Below are 23,939 nucleotides of genomic sequence, written 5' to 3' on the forward strand. Positions count from 1 at the left end.
GCGCTCGTGAAGTTAGAGTTCGAACTCTGATTAAAATATCTCTGGGGTGGATACTACATCAAACGTAGTTCATAAATGCCTAGTCGTTGAGAGCGGTCAAGCATATCAAACTCATGATCAACGTATTCTTTTAATGTGGCGCCTGCACGCTCAGCAATATTGATGCTAGCGATGTTATCTTCCATACAATGGAACTGAATGAATTGTGCGTGCCCTTTCCGCTTCAAAAAAGGGATCAATACTGCGAGTACTTGATCAATCACACGATGGCCTCGCCCATTGTTGGCAAGCCAGTAGCCAATTTCAGTAACACGCGTATGTGAATCCACACCTTTAATGCCAATAACACCCGTAAGCTGCTCATCAAAATAAATTGCACACCAGTGGGAATCCAGCGCGTTACTGTTCACTCGCTGGGAAATGTAGTTCACGGCCTCTCGATGATTCGTGACAGAATCCGTCCAAGGTAGATAGCCCTCAAGGCTCTCTCGGTGAGTGTTCACAACCTCTAGTAAAGCGGACGCGTGTTTCGTATTGAGGGGCTCAATTGAGATCCTTTGCGAGACGGAAAAACGCTTCTGTAAGTGATTTCCTTGATACGTCTCTTGGCATGTGACTTCATCCATAGATGTTATTCCTTTTTATTGTGAACGCTCAGCGCAAATCCTAACGCTTCATTTTATGAGAACAAACCTCTCTATAAAAACTAATCAAAGCCGTTGCCGTTCATTTAGCCCTTTTGATCGATCAGCGTAAATGGCGTTAGTGATGCCACATCTACATAATGCTTCCATACATGTTCATAGAGGTGATGCTGATTGGCAAACGGAGCCAGCTGCTTAGCTTCTTCAAGCGTACACCAGCGATACTCTGTATGCTCATCGTTAAGAACAACTGATTGGTTAGGCGGACAAAATAGCACAAAACATGGGATAACCATGATACGGTTATTTTTTGCTTCGTAGAACTGCTCTAGAAAGTCTGCTGTATGTAACTCAACTTGGTCAATTAGTGTCTCTTCTTTTAACTCTCTTAAAATGGTTTGCCACCCGGCTTCACCCGCTTCGATACCACCTGCAACATGGCACCAATAGCCACCTTTTACGCGTTTGAGTAACAGCATTTTTTCTATGCCATCAATTTTTGAAATGACAACGCCTGAAACATGCGTTGCTTTTATCGGGATCATGTAAGCTCCTTAAATATCGAGTTTTTATTGTTACGCTGAAGAGAGGCAGATTAATTGCTACGTATTCTACTGTTTATTCATCTTGTCGACAGAAGTGTTTGAGTTGAGAGGATTTAATCGCTAACTAAGTATGCTAAAGTGAGATCTGTCGCAACAAATGAGCAGTAAAATGTCCAATTCATTCAACACTATGATTCCCATCGGTGTGCGCTTTATGGTGCTTTCCGCGTTCGGCTTTGCTCTGATGTCGGCTACAGTAAAGCACGTCGGCAACTACGGTATCCCCGTTTTTGAAATCGTTGCAGCAAGAGCGCTCGTTTCACTTATCATTAGTTATTTCGATGTAAAGCGAAAACGAATTTCTGTATGGGGCAATAATAAGCCATTACTATTTGCACGCGGTGCTGTGGGCACGATGGCTCTGATGTGTGTATATTATTCAGTGACCACCTTACCTTTGGCAGAAGCGACGATATTCCAATATATTCATCCGGTATTTACTGCACTACTCGCCGTATTTTTCTTGAAAGAGCGCATCCAGCCGTCAACTTTCCTTTGTATTGCGTTGTGCTTACTCGGCATCTATATCATGGTAAGCCCAGAAACTGGGCAAGGCTCAGATAGCGCTTTACCAATGTTTAGCGTCATGATTGCGATCTTAGGCGCATTTGGTAGCTCAATTGCCTACGTCATCGTCAGAAAACTGAGTCAGACAGAAGACAGCTCAGTGATCATTTTCTATTTCCCGTTGGTTGCTCTCCCCGCTTCACTCTTACTGATTGGCGACGATTTTGTAATGCCCGATCTATATCTGACTTTCATGTTGGTTCTAGTTGGTGTCTTTACCCAAATTGGGCAATTGGGGTTAACCAAAGCGATGCAAACTCAACAAGCGGGTAAAGCCTCCGCTTATTCGTATATCCAGATCGTATTTTCTGTGTTGTTAGGCATCATTTTTTTTGGCGAGGTTCCGATCATTTGGACGTACGTCGGTGGCGGTCTGATTGTTACAGGCGCATTAATTAATGCGTTTGGTCATCACTTACGGTTACCTTTTGTTAAGCGCAACGCTTGATATACCTACCTAGAACCGTAAACACGACATTTAGAAAAACAGCCAGAGTGACTCTGGCTGTTTTGTGTTTAGCCTAACGTTAAGCTGATATTTTTAACCCTGCGATACCAGCGACAATCATTAGCAAGCTTAAGGCTTTGATAAGTGTTGCTGGCTCATTGAACAGATAAATACTCACGACTGCCGTGCCTATTGCGCCAATCCCTACCCATACGCCATAAGCAATGCCTAAAGGCAAGGTTCTTAACGCAATGCCAAGCAACCAAAAGCTCAATAACATAAAGACAATAGTGAATGCCGAAGCACCGAATTTGGTAAACCCTTGTGAATATTTAAGACCGACAGCCCATGCGATTTCACACAAGCCCGCAATGAAGAGAATTCCCCAAGCCATGTCACATTTCCCAACGAGATGGGGTCGTCCCCGAGAAAAGATAGAGCGGTGAGGTCGTCCTCACTTCTGATTGACTGCTTATTATATACAGAAATTTGAACATAAAAAATAAAACACGGCGATAAACATACAACTCAAACATCTCATGCACGCTTAAATTCTACGCTTTTCTTTTTAACGGTGGCGGGCTCTCTATTTCGCATCAATAACGACACCGTTTTTTAACAATTTACATATAACCTTCTGGTGTTGAAAGTGTTGCATTTATTGCACAAATCACACAAAAACTAATTGAACATGTAAATATGAAAACGTTTGTGTGACTAATATCGCTTAAAACAATGACTGATGACTTTAATATTCAGCCGAATTAATTATAAGGTATGACGTACCCATGAAAGCAATCAAAACCTCTATCGCTGTCCTTGTTGGCGCCGCTCTACTATCTGGATGTAATGACGATACTGAATACGTCAATGTTCAGCCTAAAGAAGTAAAAATAGCGACTTACAACCTCTCTTTTGACCGCGCTACCTTCGAAACTTTGGTAGATGAAATGCAAATTGAACCAACGCAGCAAGCTGCTTTGGTCACCTCTTATTTAGACGGTTCAATCGCAGCCGAAGACAAAACCACTGCGGAAAAAGTCATTCAAATTCGTAACGTTGCAGCAATCATTCAAAAGAATCGTCCTGATGTTCTCATGATGGCGGAATACAACAACGATGGAACAGGTGAAAACAAAGCAGCCATTGAAGGATTCCAGAAGAACTACTTGTCTGTCGCGCAAAGTATCGATGGCGCGGGCGGTGAAGCAAACCTTGAGCCTATTGAATACCCTTATGCTGAATCTTATTCAACCAATACAGGGTTGTTGAGTGAGTTTGATCTTGACAACAACGGAACCGCAGGTCAAATGCCAGGTGATGCATGGGGCTTTGGCATGTACCATGGTCAATATGCATTTGCCCTTATGTCTAAGTATAAAATTGACACGGCAAACACACGTACATTCCAAGCATTTAAATGGAAAGATATGGAAGGTGCGAAAATTCCAACCATTACTATCTGTGACGGTTCGCAAAAGATTCCAGACGGCATGAAGTGTGGTGATGAATGGTACTCAGCGGAAGAATGGGATCAAGTGCGTCTATCTTCGAAAAATCACGTCGACGCGCCAATCATCATTCCAACTCGCAATGGCGAGGAAGTTGTACACTTGTTGATGTCTCATCCTACTCCACCAGTATTCGACACCGGTAAAAACAAAGCGCAAAACGCAGCAGAAGTGGAGTTTTGGCATCATTACATTCAAGGCAAAGACTATTTTTACGACGATGCGGGTAAAACAGGTGGCTTAACGAACGGCACTAAATTCGTAATGATGGGTGATCAAAACCTTGATCCAGTGGCTGGTGACGGTATTAGCTCTGTAATGCAAGAGCTGCACAACGATCCATTGGTTAATCAAACCGTGATGAATGGTGAGCTTTACCCAACAAGCTTTGGTGCAGCTGAACACGCTGTTGACCGCAGTTCAACTCACCCATATCCGAATCGCATCACTTCAACGTTTGGCTTAGGGGTAGACTATGCCTTGCCTTCAGCAAATTTGAATGTAATAGACTCTGGTGTGTACTGGTCAGCGTCTTATGAAGAAGGCCGTAAACTATTTAACGATGCACGTATCGGTAAGTATGGTGATGGTAAGGATGTATCTTCCGACCATCGCATGATCTGGATTAAAGCACAGTTCTAGACTGCATAAAAAAAAAAGCCAACCACAAGGAGTCGTGATTGGCTGTATATATTTGTGAACAAGATGGTTCACTAACAACGTCAGTTGGCTAGGTGACCCTCGGCTTAGAAAGGGTCATTCATACTAAAGCATGAGGCGTGCCAACTTTTCAGCGCACAAAAACAGGTTGTTATTTAATCACTTTCATTAAAACTTAACCAATAGCTACTGTTTGCTCACCGAATAAATTGCAATTTGCAAACTACCATTGGCATTTCGCAATAAACCTGATCTTTAGCTCTTGCTTTTATTGTTTCCTAGCTAAGTCGCGAGCAAGGATTAACGCAAGTCCGAATACTTGCAAGAAGAGTCCGATATTCTTGTACCAAGCGATCTTTTCATCCTGCTTTGCCATTACCTCATTGAGCTCTACATTCTCAATGTAGTAATTATCGATGCGGTCTCTATACGAAGCTTGTGCCTGATTTATCTTTGACATTAGTTGAGGAAGTTGATCAATTTTTATTTCATCCGACTCGTTGAGAACCCAAGAAGATAAATGACCTGCTAATACCTCTTCTAGCTCTAAAGGTATCGCTACGCTCTGACTTATGTGCACATGCAGCAGTAAAGCTTCTCTTTTCCTTTCTAGGGTTTCCACACTGTTCCATGCGAGTTGGATGGAATACAAGTTTTTTGCTGTTTGCTCTGCGAGCTGCGATTGCTGTTTACCCAACTTATCAAGGACTAAGCTAGTAACGATGATCGCGCCAATATTCAGTACTAATCCAATCAGAACGAGTACCCAAGGTGGTGGAATGTAACGTCGCAGACTTACCATAACTTATCGTATGGCAGGTAAATCATATTTAACACAACCAATGAAAGTATCACCAGAAATGTCACCTGCATCCCTCTAATGCGCTTTTTCAAGTCTTTTTTCAATATGCCTTTAGCATGAATAACTCGACCAATTATAAAAATAATACCGGTGAGATGTATCCATGTTGGGTAAGCACTATTAAATTCTAAAAGTGCCATTAAAATCAGGGTGATGGGGATATATTCTGTCGCATTACTCTGGGCACTACGAGCAATTTGTAGAGCCTCTACCCCACCATCGGCATAAGCAATTTGATTTAAGCGACGTTGCTTAATTACTTGAACAGCCAACCAAATAATGAGTATTGCGAGAATGTTGGCATACAGAGCAGTGATCATATGTCGTCCTTCTTGATCTGGTTTTCACTTATATAAGCGTGTCACTTGGCTATAACTATAGCGGTATCATTATGATAATGCGTCAAATAATCTCAAGTTATGATTTCTACTCGGAAAAAAACGAAAGCCAATGCTTCATGACATTAAAAATGCCCTCGAATGGAGGGCATAAGAATAAAGAAGCTAATATGTGAGAATATTGAAACCACTATAAGGGGTGTTTGACCAGCTTTTTGCGCCGATGCCCTTTGATAATACTTTCAAAAATTGTGAACAACAGCCCTACCCAGATAAATGCAAAGGTCACCGCTTTCACTTCGTCAAACAACTCGCCAAAAAACATAACTGCCAACACAAACTGCAAGCTTGGTTCGATGTATTGCATTAGACCGACGGTTGATAAATTAGTTATACGTATTGCGATAGAATAAAATACGAGTGGTAAAAGTGTGATAGGTGCACTGCCAAAATACAAAAGCAATGTTGTGGTATCTATGCCCGAAGCCAGTTCACCAGTTGCCCATTGTTTATAGAGCAAATATGCGAGTGCAACTGGAGTCAGTAACAACGCCTCAACAAACAAGGTTGTACTCCAGTCATAATTTATCTTCTTCTTGTACAGCCCATACAAAGCAAAGAACAACCCCATCGTTAGTGCGATAACGGGTAGCTGACCATAGTGAATCACTTGATACATAACACCAATTGTTGCCAACACTATTGCAATAAGTTTGCCTTTTGAGAGCCTATCCCCAAGAATAAATACGCCCAGCGCAACAGATACTAATGGTCCAATAAAGAAGCCTAAGCTGGCATCGATGACCCGATGATGGGTCAAAGCCCAAGTGAACGCACTCCAAGAAATACACATCAAACTGCTCGCCACAAACGTGTACCACAAGGATTTTTTATCAAGCCAGATTTCTTTCCAATTCAGCCCTCGACGGGTTATCCCAAGTACAATTAGAAACCCGACAGGTACAGACCCAATGATTCGCCATGCTAGCAACTCATCCATAGAAGCATTCGGTAAATAACGATAATAAATTGGTAGCAATCCCCAGATCACAAAGGAGAATGCTGCCATAAAAGTGCCATAACGAGTGTTATTCATAAAACTATCGCCCATCTAAACGACCAATTTGGCGTAAGTAAACAAGTCCGCCATACATAAAAAGGAATGCAATCCCGCAGTGACTTTATGATGCAGATGGCATTATTGGCTCAACGCTTGTACGACGGCGGTAAAGCCACTTACAAAACACAACATAAGTGCCCCAAACCGAATCTTTTCTTTTGGTAACGACTGGGTAGTTTTCATTGCTAGCCAGTAACCAAGCGCCGCAGCAGGTAATAGAGGAATAGTAATGACCAAATGATGCAATGTGAAGAAGCCCACTGGGATTTGTACTATTAGTGAAACAATCGAACTGAAAACAAAAAAAGCCGATAAATTACCGCGTAACTGATTCGCTTCTTGATGCTGCAACAATAACGCCATCGGAGGGCCTCCAATCGCAGAACTGGTACCAAACAACCCAGAAAAGAAACCAGCACATGTCATACGCGAAGGCGTAGGCTCAACCCGAAACGGTAAAACACTCACCACGACTGCAAACAGCACCAACAAACCAATCCAAAGCGTGAGAGTTTGTGTAGATACAAAAAAGAGTAGCAAGCCACCAGCAATTGATCCCGGCACTCGCCCAATCAACGCCATCTTTAAACCGCCGATTTCAACACTACTGCGGTGCTTCATCGCATTCATCAACGAAATAAATAACGCGACTAAACAGATTGGCGCAGGAACATATTCTGGTGCCCAAAGAATCAGTAAAGGTGCGGCAACAATAGCCAAGCCAAAACCGATTGCGGTCTGGACATAAGAGCCAAGAAATATCAAACCTATTGCAAGGAAGTTTATCGAATCGAATTCCATTTAGATTATTCTTATATTTGAAAAATAAACACAAAACCAAAGCACATTCGCATGATGAATACCTCAGGCATACTGCGATATGAATTCCGCGTAGCATTCATCAAAGTGAATAAAAAGACAATCCATTTGTGCGGTTCGCCCTCATTTGCATTTTGTATTTCATTCCGCTTATGTACATGTTTGCTTACATCGAAGAGGATTCATGCTCGCCTGTTCACGCAGCATTTCTTCAGCGGAGTTAATGACCTCTTAAAATCTAGCAGAATTAAACCCGTGAATTCTCCATTGCATTTAATGGATTAAGTCAATTAGTGCGGCGTCGGTATAGCACTTTACAACTCACCTCTTTATACTACTGATCGATTTATCATTACCGTACTTATTTACACAATAAACAAGTGTACGGTCAGTGTTTTTCTACCTTTGACTTGCTGTGAAAATAATATGAAAAAACAAACGGGATTTACTCTAATAGAGTTAGTCGTAGTTATTGTCGTGCTCGGTATTCTTGCTGTCACTGCCGCGCCACGCTTTTTAAACCTTCAAAGTGATGCACGTGAAGCTCGTTTGGAAGGAATGAAAGGCGCTATTGCATCAGCATTAGGCGTAGGTTATGGGAAAATGGCGATTGCAGGGTTGGAACATTATCCATATATATCAAATAAACACACTGACGCAGGTTCAGGTAAGGGCCCAGAAAGTCTGCCTTTCTCAAGCTGTGAGTTAAATGGCTCTCTTAGCTGTACATTTAGGTACGGTTACCCAGATGCAGATGAAACAAGCTTAGCTCTATTAGTCTCGGAACTTGAGAATCAGCACGGTGATAGTGACTGGAAAATTGTTCAGACTAACAACATTAAAGTCGTCATTTCAGCAAGAGATGATAAAAATAGTAGCCTAACTCAATGCGGAATTTTATATGGGCCGCCGCAGACTCCAAACGAGAGTTACACCTTAGAGATTCTTCCCTGCCCTCAATAAAAATAAGGCTGCCAATCGGCAGCCTTATTTGTTTCATCTGATCGGTTTTTTACGCAAAGTTAAACACGTATTTATCCATCATATTCACCATGCGGCCAATCTCTGGCTTGGTAATCGTATCATTTGCGCCAAGAGATAGTGCTTTCGCTCGGTTATCCTCACTCATCAATGACGAGAACATAATGATCGGCATTTCATGAAACGCTTCGGTATCGCGTAGTCTCTTCACTAAGTGCATACCATCCATTCGAGGCATTTCTACGTCCGTAACCACCGCATCTAATAGTTCTTTAACTGGCAAGTTTTCTTCTTTCGCGACCTCGATCAAGCTCATCAACTTCTCATGCGCCTCACCACCGTCTTTACATGTGATCACATTGTAACCTGAAGAAGCTAATGTATCTTGGATCAAAGAGCGAATAAATGCTGAGTCATCCACCACCATGATCGTTTTAGCATTACGCTTACCGACCATTCTCTGGTTGAGATCCACCGACTTGTCCCCTTTCACATCGTATTTTTCCATACTCAGTTCTGGGTTGATGTCTGCGATGATTTTTTCAAAGTCGAGAATCATGATCAGGTTGCCTTCTTTACGGACAACGGCTACTACACAATCTTGTTCGCCCGCTTCCAAAAACTGACTTGGTGATTCCACATCATTCCAAGAGATACGATGAATACGAGAAATGCTGTCAATTAAGAAGCCATTGGTCATTTTGTTGAAATCCGTAACGATTACAAACTTGCGCTCCAGATCTTGTCGTGTTGGCACACCTAACCAACCAGCTAAATCCACTAAGGGCGTCAGTACATCTCTGGATGAGAACACACCAATCATATGAGGTTGTGCGTTTGGATAATCGGTTGTTTCTGGCACGCGAATCACTTCTCGTACTTTCGCAACGTTAATGCCGTAATAACAAGTTTTTGTGCTGCCATCTGGCAATGTTTTTTCTAAATGAAACTCGATGATTTCAAGCTCATTGGTACCACTTTCTGTCAAAATGGTGCTGGTTACGTTACTCATAAAGCCAATTATCCAACCAAAAATACGCATCAGAAAAGTTTGATGCAAACGCCATGAGAAGCCGTTCTCTGGCTAAAAATCCAAAAGTCCTTTTTAGTCGTTACAACAAAATTTGTAAACCATCAAAAGGACGGCTAACGCACATTTCCATACCAAACCATGTAAAATTGTCTCATTTTTGAACACGACATTATGAGTGGCTAAAGTGCGAATTAACACCTCCACTTTTAGCGGCAGAGTCAATGAAAAGTTTAGAAATAATTTGAAGTGATGTTCAGCGTCAATAGCCAAACCTATCTAACAGATATCAGTACAAAGTTGGCTAGCGTACTCATGCCTGGTGTAGAACAAGCTCTTCAAGTGGCTTGCGCATAAAACTGCGCTTGCTAACACACGGGTTTAAATCGAAGCGCTAGAAACACACAAGAAAATCTGAGGGCGTAGAACACTTAAAGAGCACTTTCAGTTTGTTAGTTTTCTGTCAGCGTGAGTTTTAAGCAATCATCCTATCACTAGGTATTTCAATACCTGACATCGTTATTCCCATAATCAAGACACTGATTTTCATTTTTTGAAAGAGTCATTTTCCTTCCTCTTAGCAAGGTTTTTCCTACAATCCTACTCATCCAATTGCGCTGTCGTCTGACGGCACACTAGTTGAAGTATTAGGTGAGGTTCACTTTGAGTAATGTTCTTATTATTGACGCTCAACCATTGTATAGCGAGGCACTTGCTTCTCTTGTTGAACATGCAATCAATGCTGCTGAAGTAATTCAAACTACTGACAGTGCGGAGATCATGGAGCTTGTTCGCAGTAATAAAATTGATTTGATTATTTTAGATGTAGTGCTTGGCGATCGCGATGGTATGCGTTTAGCCAAAAACATTTTAGCGACGGGATATCGTGGCCGACTGTTATTTGTTTCTTCACGCGACTACTCGAGTCTTTCTAAAGCAGCGTACGAAATGGGTGCAAACGGCTTCTTAAGCAAACATGAAACAAGAGAGACCATTATCGACGCAATTGTGAGTGTTTCACGCGGTTACTCAATGTTTAAGTCGACTCACACACCATCGTCGGGTAACGTAACACTCTCAAATCGCGAAGCCATGGTGTTCCATTATCTTGTACAAGGCTACTCAAATAAGAAGATTTCTGAACAACTTTCACTCAGCGCTAAAACAATCAGCACCTACAAAACGCGTATTCTGAAAAAGTACCATGCGGACACGTTGATTGAACTTCTGCATACTATTCCTCAGTCAGAAAACATTGAGTTTTGCCGCTAAGCGCTCATGTATTTTGCAATAGCACCGATTAACAACTGGTGCATTGCATCATGTCTTAAGCTTTGCTTCACCTGTACAACCACTTTTGGCCAGCCATCTGGGTAAAAATGCTCTGGCACTCTTATAAATTTATATCCATCAATTGGCGCCTGATATTCAAGTAACACGGTTGCGGCGCTTTTTTGCTTAATTAGCTTCAATACGCTGCTTACGTTGTCTAGAGCCGCAATACGGTTGATGACCATACCGTGGCTTTCCATTGCACGCTTAACGAGCTGCTCTTTCTCTTTCCAACCGATAATCTCTAACATGATAAAGGGAAGTTTGGCTGCTTCTTCTAGGGTGGTAATTCCCAGCTCTTCAGGGACAACTACCACAGCAGGCGCATAGCCGATGAACTTCTGATAAACAGATTTCGGAACATCCTCGTTGAAGTAATGTAACTGCGCATCCACTTTGCCTAGGATTATCTCTTCTATCGTATACTCTGTAATCGTTGCTATCGAAATGTGCGCCTTGGGAAACAGCACCATTAAATCCATTGCAAGTAAATGCCCAAATGAGTATTGAGCGGTTTGCGGTAAACAAATGGTGATGTCTTTTTCGTAATTTTCCGGTTCAAACTCATCTCTAATTAGACAAGTTTCAAGCTTCTCGAGTGCATCGGAAATTTTAGGTAATTGACGTTTTAAATAGTCCGTCGGTTCCATGTGGTGAGGATGCCGAATAAACAATTCATCGTTTAGCTGGAGTCGCAATCGGGCAAGGTATTTGCTAATTGACGCTTCGCTCTTCCCCATCGCTTTCGCAACGGGCTTGAGCTGACGGTGCTTATCCAGTAAGACAAGTATTTTAAGTAAGTTTAAGTCGAGATCTTTGTTCACGTGCTACACCAAATGTAAGGTCGAGAATAAATAGAGCAATCACTATTTGTTGACTGCTCTAATATAAAAGACCACTCATTCTGTTTGGTCAAATTAATCAAACAGTTATGTCATGGTTATGTTCCGTAACTTAACATTGAGTCAATACTAGCGCTGCTTAATGGGACTTTTGTCTGTGTTTTTTCATCTCATAGAGATCTTCATCTGCACGTACAATAACGTCCTGAAGCGTTTCGTGTAATTCATTCGCCGCGATACCAGTACTCACACTAACTTCGATATCCAAGGTCTTTAGTCGGTTATCTTTAACGACACTACGAAGCTTCTTCGCCAATATTGAAGATTGACTGATACTGCAACCCGGCAGAATCGCAACAAACTCATCACCACCAGTTCGAACTAGATAATCACTATTTCGAAACACTTTAGACATAGCATCAGCAATAATCCCAATAACTTCGTCCCCTACATGGTGACCGTAATGGTCATTGATTCGCTTGATCCTATCGCCATCTATTGCAATGACAGAATATGGCGCGGTTTCCAAACGACGTTTGAATTCGCTATCTTGAAAGACTCTGCGGTTAAACAATCCCGTTAAATCATCTTTCGTCACGTTCGTCAGTGCTTTCGCAAGGCGAAGTTTGCTCTCTTTAGATTCATAAGCTTTGTTGTAATACGCTAAGGTTACGAAAAAGAAGATGATAAACAAGAACACGTAATCCAATACAATTTTACTAAATGGGTACATGTAAACGATAAGATTGTTGTTGTCTGCGACATATGATTGGGTGTACGCGAATGATGGAAAGGGGTAGCCAGCGAAATAAATCACCATTTGCTTGTTCCCATTCGCTATTTGAACATCTACCGCTTTCCCATCATTATAAAGCGGCGAGAGGTATAATTGTTCCGAGAACTCTCCCACTAACTCACCTTGAAAGTAAACCGGACTCATGATGCTTATCGCCATGTCATCGGAGTATGTCGTTTTAAATGGTAGGGAAAACAATACCCGGTCCGTTAGTTGCTCTTTCCACGCGGCTAACACACAAGAATAATTACTTTTACACCAATCAACATCAAATGTGGCTTTCACTCCCTCTAACGCTTCAATCGGTCTCTCTAAGATGAGTTTGTTTCCAGTATAAGAACGAAAATACATAACGGCATTTTGTCGATTGAACGCATTTGATAAATACGCTTCAGCCTGATGAAGCGATTTCCGTGCAACAACTTCAACGTAATTGAGTTTTTCATAAGGTGACAGGGAGTAAATCGCATCTTGAAAGCTTAGCTCTGTTTGCGCTTCTACTTCACTCACGCTCATGTCTTTGTATTGCTCGAGCTGCGCTTCCGTCAATAGCCCCATGAGAATCACTTTTTGTTTTATTTTGGCTAAATTATTCGCGTAAGTGTTGAACTGCTTTACTTCATAAGAAATTAACACCGCACCAATCATTGTGACAGAAGTGACGAATAGTAATGTTGCGATGAAAAGAGACAACGCGATACTTTTAAGTGTCATGATGCGGTCTTACGCCCCCGCCACTCTTGTTAGCTCAACAATGTTCTTTACGTTAAATTTATCCAATAGACGACGTTTGTATGTGCTGACTGTTTTGTCACTTATTGATAGCACTGAAGCGATTTCTCGATTGGACTTTCCTTGTAATAAATACTTCATTACTGCGCTTTCTCTGCTTGAAAGTTGTGGCATTTCTCGAACGCTATTAACAACTTGCTTAAATTTGAAGAAGGTATACCCCTTCTCTACCGCTTCTATCGCGTCTTTAAGAATGTCGTGATTTTCCGATTTACACACATAGCCATCAGCGCCAGAACGAAAAGCCATTTGGCTGTACATTTGGCTAGTTTCAGCGGAGAAGAAAATGACTTTGCCTTCATAACCATGGGATTTGATACGTTTGTAGAAATCAAACCCATCGCAATCTGCCAAGTTCACATCTAAGATCAACAGTTGAATTTCTTCCTTTTTCAATATTTGTAATGCCATCTTCGCTGATGTTGCAGTAAACACCCCATTTGTTTTACCTAACTCTTGCAGCAACGACTTGATTGCAACACAAACGAGAGGATGATCGTCAAAGATCAAGTAATTCAATTTATTCATATCTTTCATTTAGTATGGTTATGGCTTCTAGTGGCATGGGTTTATCAATGTAGAAGCCTTGGCAAAGATCAATGCCATACTCACGTATCGCTTGCAGTGTGACTTCGTCTTCAATACCTTCCGCGACCAATCGTATATTCAAACTTTTCGCTAACGCGCAAATAGCAACAACGATGTTGCGTTTTTTGATATCGCATTCGACACCTTGTACAAACGAACGATCGATTTTTAACTCGTTGAATGGCAGTTGAGCCAGTTTTTCAAACGTCGATGACCCCGTGCCAAAATCATCTATTGAGACAGTGACACCGTTCATCCTCAACTTGAGTAAATTCTTGTACAGGGACGCGCTAGTCTGAAATGTATCTCGCTCTGTAATTTCAATGGTGATTTGTGATGGGTCAATCTCGCTCTCTAAACATTGCTGTAAAAAGTAATGAGAGAACGCCGTATCTTCTAAATTTTCATGGTCTACATTGATGGATACGTTTTGCGTCAATCCGCGGTGTTTCATGTCATAGATAACATTACTCAATACAGCTTGAAACAACTCTCCAGAAAGGCGGCAACGCTCTACAATTGGCAAAAAATAATGAGGGGGTAACACACCATAAATAGGATGATTCCAACGCGCGAGCGCTTCATACCCAAGCACTTCCCCACTTTGCACATCGACTAAAGGCTGGTAATAATTTTTCACGCGCCCTTCAGCCAGAGCAAACAGGAATTCTTGATCTTCCACTTCAATAGGTTGCGCAAAGCTGACTTGTTTCGCTTTTTCATCTTTTATTTTACCCAACAAATCAACGACTTCATTTTCATCGTATGGCTTAGGCAGCTTCCCTAATACTTCAAAACTAAATCCCTCGCACATGGCTCTTACCGCAGAAATAATGGTCAATTCCATTGCACTGACCAGTACAACTTGCCCCTGGTACTGGACTTTATCGAGCATTTCCATCATATCGATGCCGTCTTTTCCGGGCATTTGGATATCACAAAAAATCACGTCAAAATATTGTTCCTGCACACTCTGAATAGCGGCATCCACACAGTTAAAAGGGATGACTTGCGCGCAATAGCGTTCCAATATTTGCGTAAGTATTGTGGTTTGTAGCGGATGGTCATCAATCACCATCACATTAAATTGTGTATTCATTTGTCTCTACCCAATAGTTTATGTTTTCGATCTCCTGCTCGATTCGTAAAATTAGCTCCGCTGTTCGCCTGTCAAACTCCGCAGCAGTAACTCGTTCTGCCTCAATACAAAGCTCAGCCAGCATGCTTACCCCTATCGTCCCAACCGCTCCTTTGATGCCATGAATGACCCGTTTTTTGTCTCGCTCAGTCGATGCGGCGTTTAAGTTTTTTATATCTGTAGACATTGATTGACTAAACACGCGCGCAATCTCTTTTGCGTCCTGAGCTTTGAACCGTTTAATCCAGCCGGGCAGCCTACCCCTCTCTTTTTCGCCAATAAATGGAATCAAAACGGTTTTTAATTGATTAAGGTCATAGGGCTTGTAGAGCACATCATCAATGCCGATATCCTGTGTACGTTCAATGGCAAGACGAGCATCTTCTGCTGTCACACCGATGATTGGAATTGCTTTAAATTCGGAGTTTTTCACGTGCCTAACAAGCTCATAGCCATCCATTTCTGGCATATGAAAATCGGTCAGCAGCAACACAACGTTTTCATCTTGGTTGATGTATTCCCATGCTTCGCGGCCGTTGTTCACAATGACAGGTTCGATTCCAAGTTCATGAAGCTGCATTGCTATCACGCTTTGGTTAATGGGATTATCTTCTGCGACCAGTACCGTGCCGAGGACCCAAGAAACCACTTCTTGATTTACGTCATTAAGCTTGGTTTCTTGCTGCGTTTGGCTGAGTAAATTGAACAATGTATCTGGATACTGAAGCTCTCTTAACGTAAGACTGCCAAGTACTCTTTGTTCGTCACGCAGCATTAGGCCATTAAAACTGGCATCGCTGTCGTGTATAGGGTGAAGGTTCGCCACCATTGTTTTTAACGTTGCTGGACGCATTTTCCACGCGTCACACCACTGGCGAATATTAAGTGGTAAGCTCTCGCTATACGTCCAGTTCAAACAAACGTCTGGCTCAGAGTCGCAATGCTCAATTGGCAGTCTGACGGTAATCGTCGTGCCCAAGCCAAATTGTGAATCGATGCAGAGCACGCCGCCCATGCAGTCGATCAATCGGTCAACAATGCTCAGTCCCAATCCAGTGCCGCCATATTTACGCGTAATAGTGTCATCCGCTTGAACAAAAGGATTGAGAATACCTTCGAGTTGGTCATCCGTCATGCCGATACCTGAATCCGCCACTTTCAAAATAAGCTGCTTTTCATGAAGAATGACACTGATTCCAACCTCTCCTTCCGCAGTGAATTTCACCGCATTGGAGAGTAGATTGGTGGTAATTTGCACCAATCGCAGCGCGTCGATTTCAATGAAAGCATTCGAAAATGGTTTGATTGTCACTTTGTAATCCAAACCTTTCGCGAGCGCTCGTGGTTCAAAGCTTCGAAACACATCGCACAAGGTTTTAAGCAAGTCGGTCTTAACTAGGGCGACGGTTAAGTGCCCTGCCTCTAACTTTGAATAATCCAGTACTTCGTCTACTAGCATATTTAAATGATTGAGCGAGCATATGGCTTGGTCAATTAACTCGCGATTTGAATCTGTCGTCACTTGGTGATTTAGCAAATCGAGGATGCCGTGTGCTGCCGACAATGGCGTTCTTAATTCGTGACTCATGGTTGCCAAAAAGTTTTCGCGCGCACGTACCGCGGTTTGCGCTTCTTTTTGCGCATCGATTAACGCCTGCTCACGTTCTTTTTGCTGGGTAATATCTTGAATCACAGTCAGTACAAACTTGTTCTTACCGCTAGGAGAAGCGATGACTTTGCGTTCTCGATATACATGTTTAATATCAAGTTCACAGCCCGACGAGGCAACCTCTTCTGAAATACGCTTTCCAGCAATAACAGTGGTCAGTTCATCAAAATTATTCACTAGAGGAACGTGCGCAGAATCACTTTTCAAACTACATTGTTGGCACTGTTTACTGTTGTAGTTCGCACAATTACTCATCTCCATATGGTTATTTTCACTATGGATAAAAACCAAGCTATTGATCTCTTTGATGATGTCCATCAGCCATTGCTTTTCCGCTTCCTCATTGTCAGCATTAAATTCGGCTAACCTCACTTTAAGTCGCATGTGAGATAAGATGAAATACGCCGCAATTAACATGAGACAGAATATGAATGAACCAGCAACAACAAATGTAGCGATCTGCTCCGAGTCATAGCCATAAGTCAGTTTGAAGCTTCGGTGAGAACGCAGCAGTTTTTCGATCTCGTTAGAATCAATGGTTTCGATGATGCTGTTCAACATGTGTTGCAGTTGTGTATTGTGGTTTGCAACCGCAAATGCATTAGAGAACGTCAAAACGTCCTCCGCATTGATCACCAAGCCATTGACTTGATCTTGTGCAATCATGTTGTGAACGATGTCGTCAGGAATGTAAGCCACATCCAAAACGCCCGATTTCAAATCGGTAAGCAGCTTCTTCAAATCATCATAATGATCAACTTGGCCTTGCTGCCAAGTGCCCAAATGAACTAACCCTTGCTTTTTCAAAGTGAGCAGAATACCCGCTTCTTTCAGTGCAGATTTATCGCGCTTGCTCTGCTCCGCTTGGATAGCCACGTAATTACTGTGCATGAATGGTTTAGTGAACAACCAATCTGACTTAGGTAGCTCACCCACATAAGAGATGGGGACTATATCGGCATCAAATGCCGTTAATCCATTGGAAAGGCTCGACGTCGGTTTCACATACTTAAAGCTCAAGCCAGTACGAGACTGCAATAAGTCGATGAAGTCTGGAAAGAAACCGTCTAACTCACCCGTTTGCGAATCTCGGTAGAGAAACGGATAAGCTTCGTCACTGCTGCTGTAAGTTATCACTAGTTTGTTTTGATGATTACGTCGGTAATCTACCAATAACTTATCACTGATATGGTAAGGATTTTTCGAGGCGACGGAGCGAATGTTTTTTCCATTTTGCTCCCACTGAAGGATTTTGTTGATGTCATCGATCAGACTCTGTTTGTCCAACGAAGCGATAAAACTCACCTCTTCGTTTTTCAACCAACTGGGAATATCGACAACCCCTTTTACAATGTCATTCAAATCCAAATATTGGGTAATACCAACATAAGTGTAAATCAGCGCGTTCGCTTTACCTCGCTTAACTTCATTAAACGCCTCTAAACGTGTTTTAACGTAATGTATCTTATCGATACCGCGTTCAGTGAGGTTGTCACAATACACACTGCCCTCAACACACACCCATTTAAGATCACGCGCATCACTATCTCGGTAAGTGGCATTCCGATACCAAACAGCGATAGTGCTCGAAAAGAAAGGCATCGAAAACAAGAAACGCTTTTCTCTTGCTGCTGTTTTACTAAATCCAACCGCACCATCAATCTTCTTGCTTTCGACATCCGCAAGTAAAGACGGAATATGCTTGTAAGTCCGAAGTTCTAACTCATAATCCAAAGCTTTAGTAATGTTAGACAAATACTCAAGACTAATTCCGTACGAAGGACCAACGCTACCGTCAAACGAGTCTTTAGCTTCGTCTTGTGCAATAACACCAACGATGACCTTCGGTTTAGGACTCTGTTTGGCAGTTGAGCAAAAAGAACTCGCTAAAAAAATTAAGGCGACGGACGATACCGTAATACTTCTAAGAATACTGAGCATGACTGCTTCCTCTGAATGGAAGCTCAGACTAGTTTTTGTCAGATAAAAGTCAAACTTAGCTCAATAGTGAAATAAAAATAACACTCTGATATAAAAGTAAAAAACCAAAATTCGTCAGAACAATCTGACAACACAATCCACCTTTGACTACACAGCGTTTGCGTTCGGTCTCTCACCCAGACGGATATTCACTGCGAGTCGGTATACATAAGGGATGTGTGCTTTTAGGTTTGCACGCCATAGCTTTTTACTTTCATCTTGAATGATTCATCATCATTCCATGATAAACTGGCGTATTAACATGAAAGAAAGCTCAACTCCGCGGTTTCGAGCAGCTTGAAGTAAACACAGTTTTAGAAAATGCGTTCTAGTATTGTATTACTCAAGACTCACATTGCTACTTTTACAACCGCTGGAGCATTAGAAAAATTAAGGTATTAAATTCAAATGGTTAATAACTCAATCCAGTGGTTTCCTGGCCACATGCACAAAGCACGTAAAGAGATCGAAGAAGCAATCCCTCAAGTGGATGTGATCATCGAAGTACTGGATGCTCGTATTCCTTTCAGTAGTGAAAACCCTTTGATTTCTCAAATCCGTGGTGACAAACCTGTCGTTAAAGTTTTGAACAAACGTGATTTGGCCGATCCAGAATTAACTCAACTGTGGATTGAGCACTTGGAGCAAGAGCAACATGTAAAAGCAATGGCGATCACGACTTCTGAACCACAAGAAGTGCATCGAATCATGGAGCTTTGCCGCAAACTTGCACCACACCGAGAAGAAATTGGTAAAAACATTCGCACCATGATCATGGGCATCCCAAACGTTGGAAAGTCGACGATCATTAACACCCTCGCAGGTCGAACAATCGCTGTAACAGGTAACCAACCCGCGGTTACACGTCGTCAACAACGTATCAACCTGCAAAATGGCATCGTATTATCTGATACTCCAGGAATTTTATGGCCAAAAGTGGAAAATCCACACAGTGGCTTCCGCCTTGCGGCTACCGGCGCGGTAAAAGATACAGCGATGGAATATGACGAAGTCGCATTCTATACCATTGAATACCTAGCAGCTCATTATGCAGACAAGCTTAAAGAGCGTTATCAAATTGAAGAGCTTCCAGAATCAGATATCGAGATCATGGAAGAAATTGGTCGTCGCCGCGGTGCACTACGTGCAGGTGGACGTGTTGACTTGCACAAAGTATCAGAGATCTTATTGCACGAACTTCGTCAAGGCACTTTGGGCCAAATTACATTAGAACGCCCAGAAATGATCACTCAAGAGCTGATTGAAGTCGAGATTGAGACCGCCCGTAAAGAAGAAGAAAAAGCGAAGCGTAAAGAAGAGCGTCGTAAGCGCTATTTACGTAATAAGCGATAAGCTTGTCTCTTATCTACTCATGTTTCAAGGCGCGATTTTCGCGCCTTTTTTGTTATCTAATGCGCCCATTTTTTTCACTTTTCAAACTTTATATTCCTCATCCAAAATCCCAGATATGAAGCACGAAAAAACACCGCAAAATCGCCGTATAAACTTTAAGCACAAACTAGTTTAGACCCCGGGCCCCTATAGAGTTACAGCCACCATCCAACCCTCAAATGTCGAGTTTGCAAGGGTCTGCAAACTTATGCAACCTGGTTAGTGACACTCTCCCCAAAATCCGCAATATGAATAAGTGTCAGCGCTGGCGTTTTTCCATATGAAGAAGAGATTTATTATGAGTGAAACTATACAAAGCAAACCACTTCCCTCCTTTATCGAGGAACGCCTAGATTTTTATATTCAAGATCTAATCGAACCGAATGAGAACAAAAAACACCTTGTTCTTGGTAAACGCCCACCGTGTAATGCCGTTGTCCTGCAGAGCAATGATTACCTTGCACTGTCTCATAATAAGGAGATTCAAAACGCGCATCGTGATGCGATTTCCCAGCACGATGACAACGTCGTGATGTCCGCGATTTTCTTACAAGACGATGAATCGAAACCTGTATTTGAAACGCAACTAGCCAGTTTCGTTGGTATGCCTAGTTGTCTACTTTCTCAATCTGGTTGGGCTGCGAATGTCGGTTTATTGCAGACTATTTGTGCACCGAACATACCTGTGTACATTGATTTCTTTGCACATATGTCTTTGTGGGAAGGCGCACGTATTGCCGGAGCACAAATTCATCCGTTCATGCATAACAACACCAGTCACCTAAGAAAACAGATTTCACGTCACGGTTCAGGGATCATTGTTGTGGATTCGGTTTACAGTACTATCGGGACCATCGCTCCTCTACGTGATATCTACGAAATAGCACAGGAGTTTGACTGCGGCCTGGTTGTAGATGAATCACACTCTTTAGGTACACACGGTCCACAAGGTGCGGGGATACTGCAGGGTCTTGGCTTAACTCATAAGGTAGATTTTATTACCGTTAGTCTTGCCAAGACATTTGCTTATCGTGCTGGCGCGATTTTAGGCCCAGAAAAACTGGCGAAGACGCTTCCATTTGTGGCGTACCCTGCAATATTTAGTTCTACCGTATTACCGCAAGAGATCATTCGGCTAGAGAAAACACTGGACGTCATAAGAAAATCAGATGATAAGCGAGATATTCTGTTTGAAAGAGCCAAGTCTTTAGCCGTTGGTTTAAAACGCATTGGATTTACTATTCGCAGTGAATCACAAATTATCGCATTAGAATGTGGTAACGAGAGAAACACTGAGCGAATCCGCGACTTTCTCGAAGAGCGAAATGTTTACGGCGCAGTGTTTTGCCGCCCTGCAACTGGAAGGAACAAAAACATCATCCGTTTTTCAGTCAATGCAGACATGACAGCTGCTGAAGTTGATCATGTACTCACTGTCTGCCAACAAGCATTTGCACACCCTGACTTAGAGTTTGTGTAAGTTAGTGTGTAGATAAAACTAAAGAGCTCAACAGTTTTGCTGAGCTCTTTATTCGTGTTATTCGTTGTGAGCAACTCGCCTCAAGAAAACAAGTCGCGAATGATTAGATCCAGTTTGCGATTTTATCGAACAAACGATTTTTATCCGCCGGTTTTACGATGAAGTCAGACATACCCGAAGACCCAATTTTGTCCAACGTGACAGGTGAACTATCCCCTGTATGCGCAATAATAGGTACCGACGCATAGTTTTTATCCGAGCTTCGAATTCGCCTAGACGCTTCTACACCATCCATAATTGGCATTTCGATATCCATCAGAATGAGATCAACATCTTCTTGCTCTAGTGTATCCAGAGCCTGCTGCCCGTCTTCTTTCTGAATCACTTCAAAGCCTTGCTTTTCAAGTAACATTGCCGTGAATTTACGCAAAGATTCATTATCATCCACGACCATAATTGTGCGCTTATTTGAATTATCTAACGTCACCGAGGCCGTTGGTGTCGATACATAGCTTGAATCATATAAGAGACGCTCAATAGTTGGTTTAGTATTCAATAACCAGGCTTGCGTTTCGATCCAAATAGGTTCATATGCAGCCTTACGTGCTCTCTGAGTCGGATGATGCTCAAAAAGATAAACTATGCGTGCTTCAGTGAAAGACAAGAGAGATTCTAATCTATCCAATTGGTTTGCTCTTGGATCTAAGCTCTCAAGATCGATAAAAATCAGATCGAATTCGAACTCGTACTCTTTCTTTTTGAGTACTTGGTTGGCATCTAAAATCGTCGAGTCAAAGCCCATAAAACGGCTAATATCTGTTACTTTAGACACCAAGATATCTTGGCTAGTCACCGTTAGAATGGTTTTGAGTTTAGTCAGATCGTTTTTGATTTCAGTAACGGTATCAGATGTCGTTAGTGGGAAAGTTAACGTAAATTGAGACCACTCCCCTAACTGAGATTGACACTCAATGTTCCCCCCAAATGAACGCATGACTTTTTTACAAAACGGTAGGCCCAAACCATAACTTCCTGATTTGCCGGTGGTGTAAAAGTCTTGAAAGATATTGCGTAGAACATCAGGAGCAATACCAGCACCATTATCGGTTACAACAATTTGATTAAAGCGTTCTGAACTTATCATGGATACATGTATGTGAAAATCTTCAGATTTACGGTGATGGAAGGCATTCTTGAAAAGATTATACATAACGTATTTAAGCAGCGTATCACTACCTAGAAACTCAAACTCACTTCTCGCATCCAACGATATGGCAAATCGATCAGTGGCACGTTTATAACTGAAGCTTTCAATTGCCTGTTCAACGACCGAGTGAGCTGAATATTTTTTGAAGCTAGAACGAGAAACTCGATTTTCATCAATCGAAGTCAGCAATAAATCGATGGTTTCATTACCCGATTGGATAATGTTCATTGCATCCTGACTCACTTCACGTAATAAGGTGACATCTTCTACACTCATGACGTACTGCTCTTTTCCTGCCTCTTTCATGTTGGGCAAGATCGACTGGATAACATCTATTGAAGTGCAAAGCCCACTCAACGGGTTACGCATTTCATGTGCAATCCCTGCCCCGAATGATTTTGCCAGCGAGACTTTCGCTTCATGTTCAACTTGGTTACGAAAATAGAACAAATTACCGAAGACATAAATAAACAGAAAGATTGGCACATGAGTCCAATCCATGGTCAAGTCAAGATGGAACCCTTTTGCAACCCAAGCGAAGAATGTTGCTAAACCTATCCCAGCAAAGGTTTGAGCAAACATGACCCTAGTAACATGAACCAGTAAAATGTGTAAGAAAATTGCAGACATAAACGACATAACCCATACATTGGACCAGTCATTCATCAGTAACATATAAAAAAAGAAAAACGGTAAGCACAGCGTTATCGTCACTTGGTAGTAAATAGGAACATAATCTCTCCAAGTCGATGATAAGCGGTTTCTAAAAATGATGCCGAAAAACAATAACGAGCAAAACAATCTAAGAGGTTAATTTTCATAAGCCTGTGGAAAGGCAAACTCCCAGACAAAGTAGTACAGCGGAAAGCCAAGAAACCCCATCCAGCCAACGAGAGTTAGGTTTGGTTCTGCATATTGATAAACCTTACGTATCGAGTCCATATAATCTGTTTTGCTTACTCCGCCTGACGCACAATAGTGTGATTTTGATTCACTTTTATCGTTTTATTATTAACTAATTATATATTAATCATCATTTATAAGCAGCGCGAAATGACGTAAACAGCTCGCAATACTTATCTTTAGTTTCAATCTTTTAAGACAGCTACACTTGATTTACAACCAAATAAACAAAGTT

The 23,939-nt window shown here is 42.0% G+C and carries 19 protein-coding genes and 1 pseudogene; 6 read left to right on the forward strand and 14 right to left on the reverse strand.

Features of this window, described 5'->3' with window-relative positions:
* Nucleotides 1-53: 53 nt before the first annotated feature.
* Both R7127_RS10445 and R7127_RS10450 read right to left on the reverse strand, forming a co-directional pair.
* Nucleotides 54-626 carry a GNAT family N-acetyltransferase gene (locus R7127_RS10445; protein WP_005376503.1) on the reverse strand — a complete coding sequence of 191 codons (573 nt, stop codon included), beginning with the start codon at nt 624-626 and terminating at the stop codon, nt 54-56.
* Nucleotides 627-730: 104 nt separating this feature from the next.
* On the reverse strand, nt 731-1,189 hold the full coding sequence (locus tag R7127_RS10450) for an NUDIX hydrolase (protein ID WP_033906500.1): 459 nt from the start codon (nt 1,187-1,189) through the stop codon (nt 731-733).
* A gap of 169 nt (nt 1,190-1,358) precedes the next feature.
* Here R7127_RS10450 and R7127_RS10455 point away from each other — a divergent pair, with 169 nt between their 5' ends.
* A complete protein-coding gene (locus R7127_RS10455) occupies nt 1,359-2,264 on the forward strand; it encodes a DMT family transporter (RefSeq protein ID WP_033906499.1) in 906 nt (301 codons plus the stop codon).
* Between the two features lie 79 nt (nt 2,265-2,343).
* On the opposite strand, the gene R7127_RS10460 is transcribed toward R7127_RS10455, so the two are convergent.
* The gene (locus R7127_RS10460) at nt 2,344-2,658 is read right to left on the reverse strand and encodes a DMT family transporter (RefSeq protein WP_005376506.1); all 315 of its coding nucleotides are present in this window, start codon (nt 2,656-2,658) and stop codon (nt 2,344-2,346) included.
* A gap of 394 nt (nt 2,659-3,052) precedes the next feature.
* On the opposite strand from R7127_RS10460, the gene R7127_RS10465 reads away from it, so the two are divergent.
* Nucleotides 3,053-4,417 (forward strand): endonuclease/exonuclease/phosphatase family protein, encoded by a 1,365-nt coding sequence (locus tag R7127_RS10465; RefSeq protein ID WP_086047445.1) that lies wholly within the window; start codon nt 3,053-3,055, stop codon nt 4,415-4,417.
* A gap of 286 nt (nt 4,418-4,703) precedes the next feature.
* Here the strand turns inward: R7127_RS10465 and R7127_RS10470 are convergent, their stop codons facing one another.
* From R7127_RS10470 to R7127_RS10485, 4 genes are all read right to left on the reverse strand, one after another.
* Nucleotides 4,704-5,237 carry a hypothetical protein gene (locus tag R7127_RS10470; protein WP_054574616.1) on the reverse strand — a complete coding sequence of 178 codons (534 nt, stop codon included), beginning with the start codon at nt 5,235-5,237 and terminating at the stop codon, nt 4,704-4,706.
* The gene (locus R7127_RS10475) at nt 5,231-5,617 is read right to left on the reverse strand and encodes an MAPEG family protein (RefSeq protein WP_172563775.1); all 387 of its coding nucleotides are present in this window, start codon (nt 5,615-5,617) and stop codon (nt 5,231-5,233) included. Before R7127_RS10475 ends, R7127_RS10470 begins: the two co-directional genes overlap by 7 nt.
* A gap of 208 nt (nt 5,618-5,825) precedes the next feature.
* Complete coding sequence (gene rarD / locus R7127_RS10480) at nt 5,826-6,731, reverse strand: EamA family transporter RarD (RefSeq protein ID WP_172563774.1); 906 nt, start codon at nt 6,729-6,731, stop codon at nt 5,826-5,828.
* Between the two features lie 102 nt (nt 6,732-6,833).
* Complete coding sequence (locus R7127_RS10485; RefSeq protein WP_172563773.1) at nt 6,834-7,556, reverse strand: sulfite exporter TauE/SafE family protein; 723 nt, start codon at nt 7,554-7,556, stop codon at nt 6,834-6,836.
* A gap of 444 nt (nt 7,557-8,000) precedes the next feature.
* On the opposite strand from R7127_RS10485, the gene R7127_RS10490 reads away from it, so the two are divergent.
* On the forward strand, nt 8,001-8,537 hold the full coding sequence (locus R7127_RS10490; RefSeq protein ID WP_053307631.1) for a prepilin-type N-terminal cleavage/methylation domain-containing protein: 537 nt from the start codon (nt 8,001-8,003) through the stop codon (nt 8,535-8,537).
* A 49-nt stretch (nt 8,538-8,586) separates the two neighbouring features.
* Here R7127_RS10490 and R7127_RS10495 read toward each other — a convergent pair whose 3' ends face one another.
* Entirely contained in the window at nt 8,587-9,567 is a 981-nt protein-coding gene (locus R7127_RS10495; protein ID WP_025998672.1) for a chemotaxis protein, read from the reverse strand.
* Between the two features lie 681 nt (nt 9,568-10,248).
* On the opposite strand from R7127_RS10495, the gene R7127_RS10500 reads away from it, so the two are divergent.
* On the forward strand, nt 10,249-10,857 hold the full coding sequence (locus R7127_RS10500; protein ID WP_213972209.1) for a response regulator transcription factor: 609 nt from the start codon (nt 10,249-10,251) through the stop codon (nt 10,855-10,857).
* On the opposite strand, the gene R7127_RS10505 is transcribed toward R7127_RS10500, so the two are convergent.
* The 5 genes from R7127_RS10505 to R7127_RS10525 form a co-directional block, all read right to left on the reverse strand.
* Nucleotides 10,854-11,741: a LysR family transcriptional regulator gene (locus tag R7127_RS10505; RefSeq protein WP_033906494.1), complete on the reverse strand. Its 888-nt coding sequence runs from the start codon at nt 11,739-11,741 to the stop codon at nt 10,854-10,856. The genes R7127_RS10500 and R7127_RS10505 overlap by 4 nt on opposite strands.
* A gap of 157 nt (nt 11,742-11,898) precedes the next feature.
* On the reverse strand, nt 11,899-13,269 hold the full coding sequence (locus R7127_RS10510) for a GGDEF domain-containing protein (RefSeq protein WP_213895344.1): 1,371 nt from the start codon (nt 13,267-13,269) through the stop codon (nt 11,899-11,901).
* Nucleotides 13,270-13,278: 9 nt separating this feature from the next.
* Complete coding sequence (locus R7127_RS10515; RefSeq protein WP_033906492.1) at nt 13,279-13,875, reverse strand: response regulator transcription factor; 597 nt, start codon at nt 13,873-13,875, stop codon at nt 13,279-13,281.
* Entirely contained in the window at nt 13,868-15,034 is a 1,167-nt protein-coding gene (locus R7127_RS10520) for an EAL domain-containing response regulator (RefSeq protein WP_054576033.1), read from the reverse strand. The genes R7127_RS10515 and R7127_RS10520 overlap by 8 nt, the downstream gene beginning before the upstream one ends.
* Complete coding sequence (locus R7127_RS10525) at nt 15,018-18,683, reverse strand: ATP-binding protein (protein ID WP_064376943.1); 3,666 nt, start codon at nt 18,681-18,683, stop codon at nt 15,018-15,020. The genes R7127_RS10520 and R7127_RS10525 overlap by 17 nt, the downstream gene beginning before the upstream one ends.
* A gap of 447 nt (nt 18,684-19,130) precedes the next feature.
* Here R7127_RS10525 and ylqF point away from each other — a divergent pair, with 447 nt between their 5' ends.
* Together ylqF and cqsA are read left to right on the forward strand one after the other, a co-directional pair.
* A complete protein-coding gene (gene ylqF, locus R7127_RS10530) occupies nt 19,131-20,075 on the forward strand; it encodes a ribosome biogenesis GTPase YlqF (RefSeq protein ID WP_005376521.1) in 945 nt (314 codons plus the stop codon).
* A 337-nt stretch (nt 20,076-20,412) separates the two neighbouring features.
* Entirely contained in the window at nt 20,413-21,594 is a 1,182-nt protein-coding gene (gene cqsA / locus R7127_RS10535) for an alpha-hydroxyketone-type quorum-sensing autoinducer synthase (protein ID WP_172563768.1), read from the forward strand.
* 103 nt (nt 21,595-21,697) lie between these two features.
* On the opposite strand, the pseudogene R7127_RS10540 reads toward cqsA, so the two are convergent.
* Nucleotides 21,698-23,743: pseudogene (locus tag R7127_RS10540) on the reverse strand (response regulator).
* Nucleotides 23,744-23,939 lie beyond the last annotated feature (196 nt).

Source organism: Vibrio sp. 1159 (assembly GCF_033340395.1).
GTDB lineage: Bacteria > Pseudomonadota > Gammaproteobacteria > Enterobacterales > Vibrionaceae > Vibrio > Vibrio alginolyticus.

What these genes read in the sequence shown, in the direction of transcription:
- R7127_RS10525 (WP_064376943.1), bottom strand. Translation starts at nt 18,683, where the DNA reads ATGCTCAGTATTCTTAGAAGTATTACGGTATCGTCCGTCGCCTTAATT.
- R7127_RS10495 (WP_025998672.1), bottom strand. Translation starts at nt 9,567, where the DNA reads ATGAGTAACGTAACCAGCACCATTTTGACAGAAAGTGGTACCAATGAG.
- R7127_RS10510 (WP_213895344.1), bottom strand. Translation starts at nt 13,269, where the DNA reads ATGACACTTAAAAGTATCGCGTTGTCTCTTTTCATCGCAACATTACTA.
- R7127_RS10485 (WP_172563773.1), bottom strand. Translation starts at nt 7,556, where the DNA reads ATGGAATTCGATTCGATAAACTTCCTTGCAATAGGTTTGATATTTCTT.
- cqsA (WP_172563768.1), top strand. Translation starts at nt 20,413, where the DNA reads ATGAGTGAAACTATACAAAGCAAACCACTTCCCTCCTTTATCGAGGAA.
- R7127_RS10455 (WP_033906499.1), top strand. Translation starts at nt 1,359, where the DNA reads ATGTCCAATTCATTCAACACTATGATTCCCATCGGTGTGCGCTTTATG.
- R7127_RS10445 (WP_005376503.1), bottom strand. Translation starts at nt 626, where the DNA reads ATGGATGAAGTCACATGCCAAGAGACGTATCAAGGAAATCACTTACAG.
- R7127_RS10475 (WP_172563775.1), bottom strand. Translation starts at nt 5,617, where the DNA reads ATGATCACTGCTCTGTATGCCAACATTCTCGCAATACTCATTATTTGG.
- rarD (WP_172563774.1), bottom strand. Translation starts at nt 6,731, where the DNA reads ATGAATAACACTCGTTATGGCACTTTTATGGCAGCATTCTCCTTTGTG.
- R7127_RS10490 (WP_053307631.1), top strand. Translation starts at nt 8,001, where the DNA reads ATGAAAAAACAAACGGGATTTACTCTAATAGAGTTAGTCGTAGTTATT.
- R7127_RS10470 (WP_054574616.1), bottom strand. Translation starts at nt 5,237, where the DNA reads ATGGTAAGTCTGCGACGTTACATTCCACCACCTTGGGTACTCGTTCTG.
- R7127_RS10515 (WP_033906492.1), bottom strand. Translation starts at nt 13,875, where the DNA reads ATGAATAAATTGAATTACTTGATCTTTGACGATCATCCTCTCGTTTGT.
- R7127_RS10465 (WP_086047445.1), top strand. Translation starts at nt 3,053, where the DNA reads ATGAAAGCAATCAAAACCTCTATCGCTGTCCTTGTTGGCGCCGCTCTA.
- R7127_RS10460 (WP_005376506.1), bottom strand. Translation starts at nt 2,658, where the DNA reads ATGGCTTGGGGAATTCTCTTCATTGCGGGCTTGTGTGAAATCGCATGG.
- R7127_RS10520 (WP_054576033.1), bottom strand. Translation starts at nt 15,034, where the DNA reads ATGAATACACAATTTAATGTGATGGTGATTGATGACCATCCGCTACAA.
- ylqF (WP_005376521.1), top strand. Translation starts at nt 19,131, where the DNA reads ATGGTTAATAACTCAATCCAGTGGTTTCCTGGCCACATGCACAAAGCA.
- R7127_RS10450 (WP_033906500.1), bottom strand. Translation starts at nt 1,189, where the DNA reads ATGATCCCGATAAAAGCAACGCATGTTTCAGGCGTTGTCATTTCAAAA.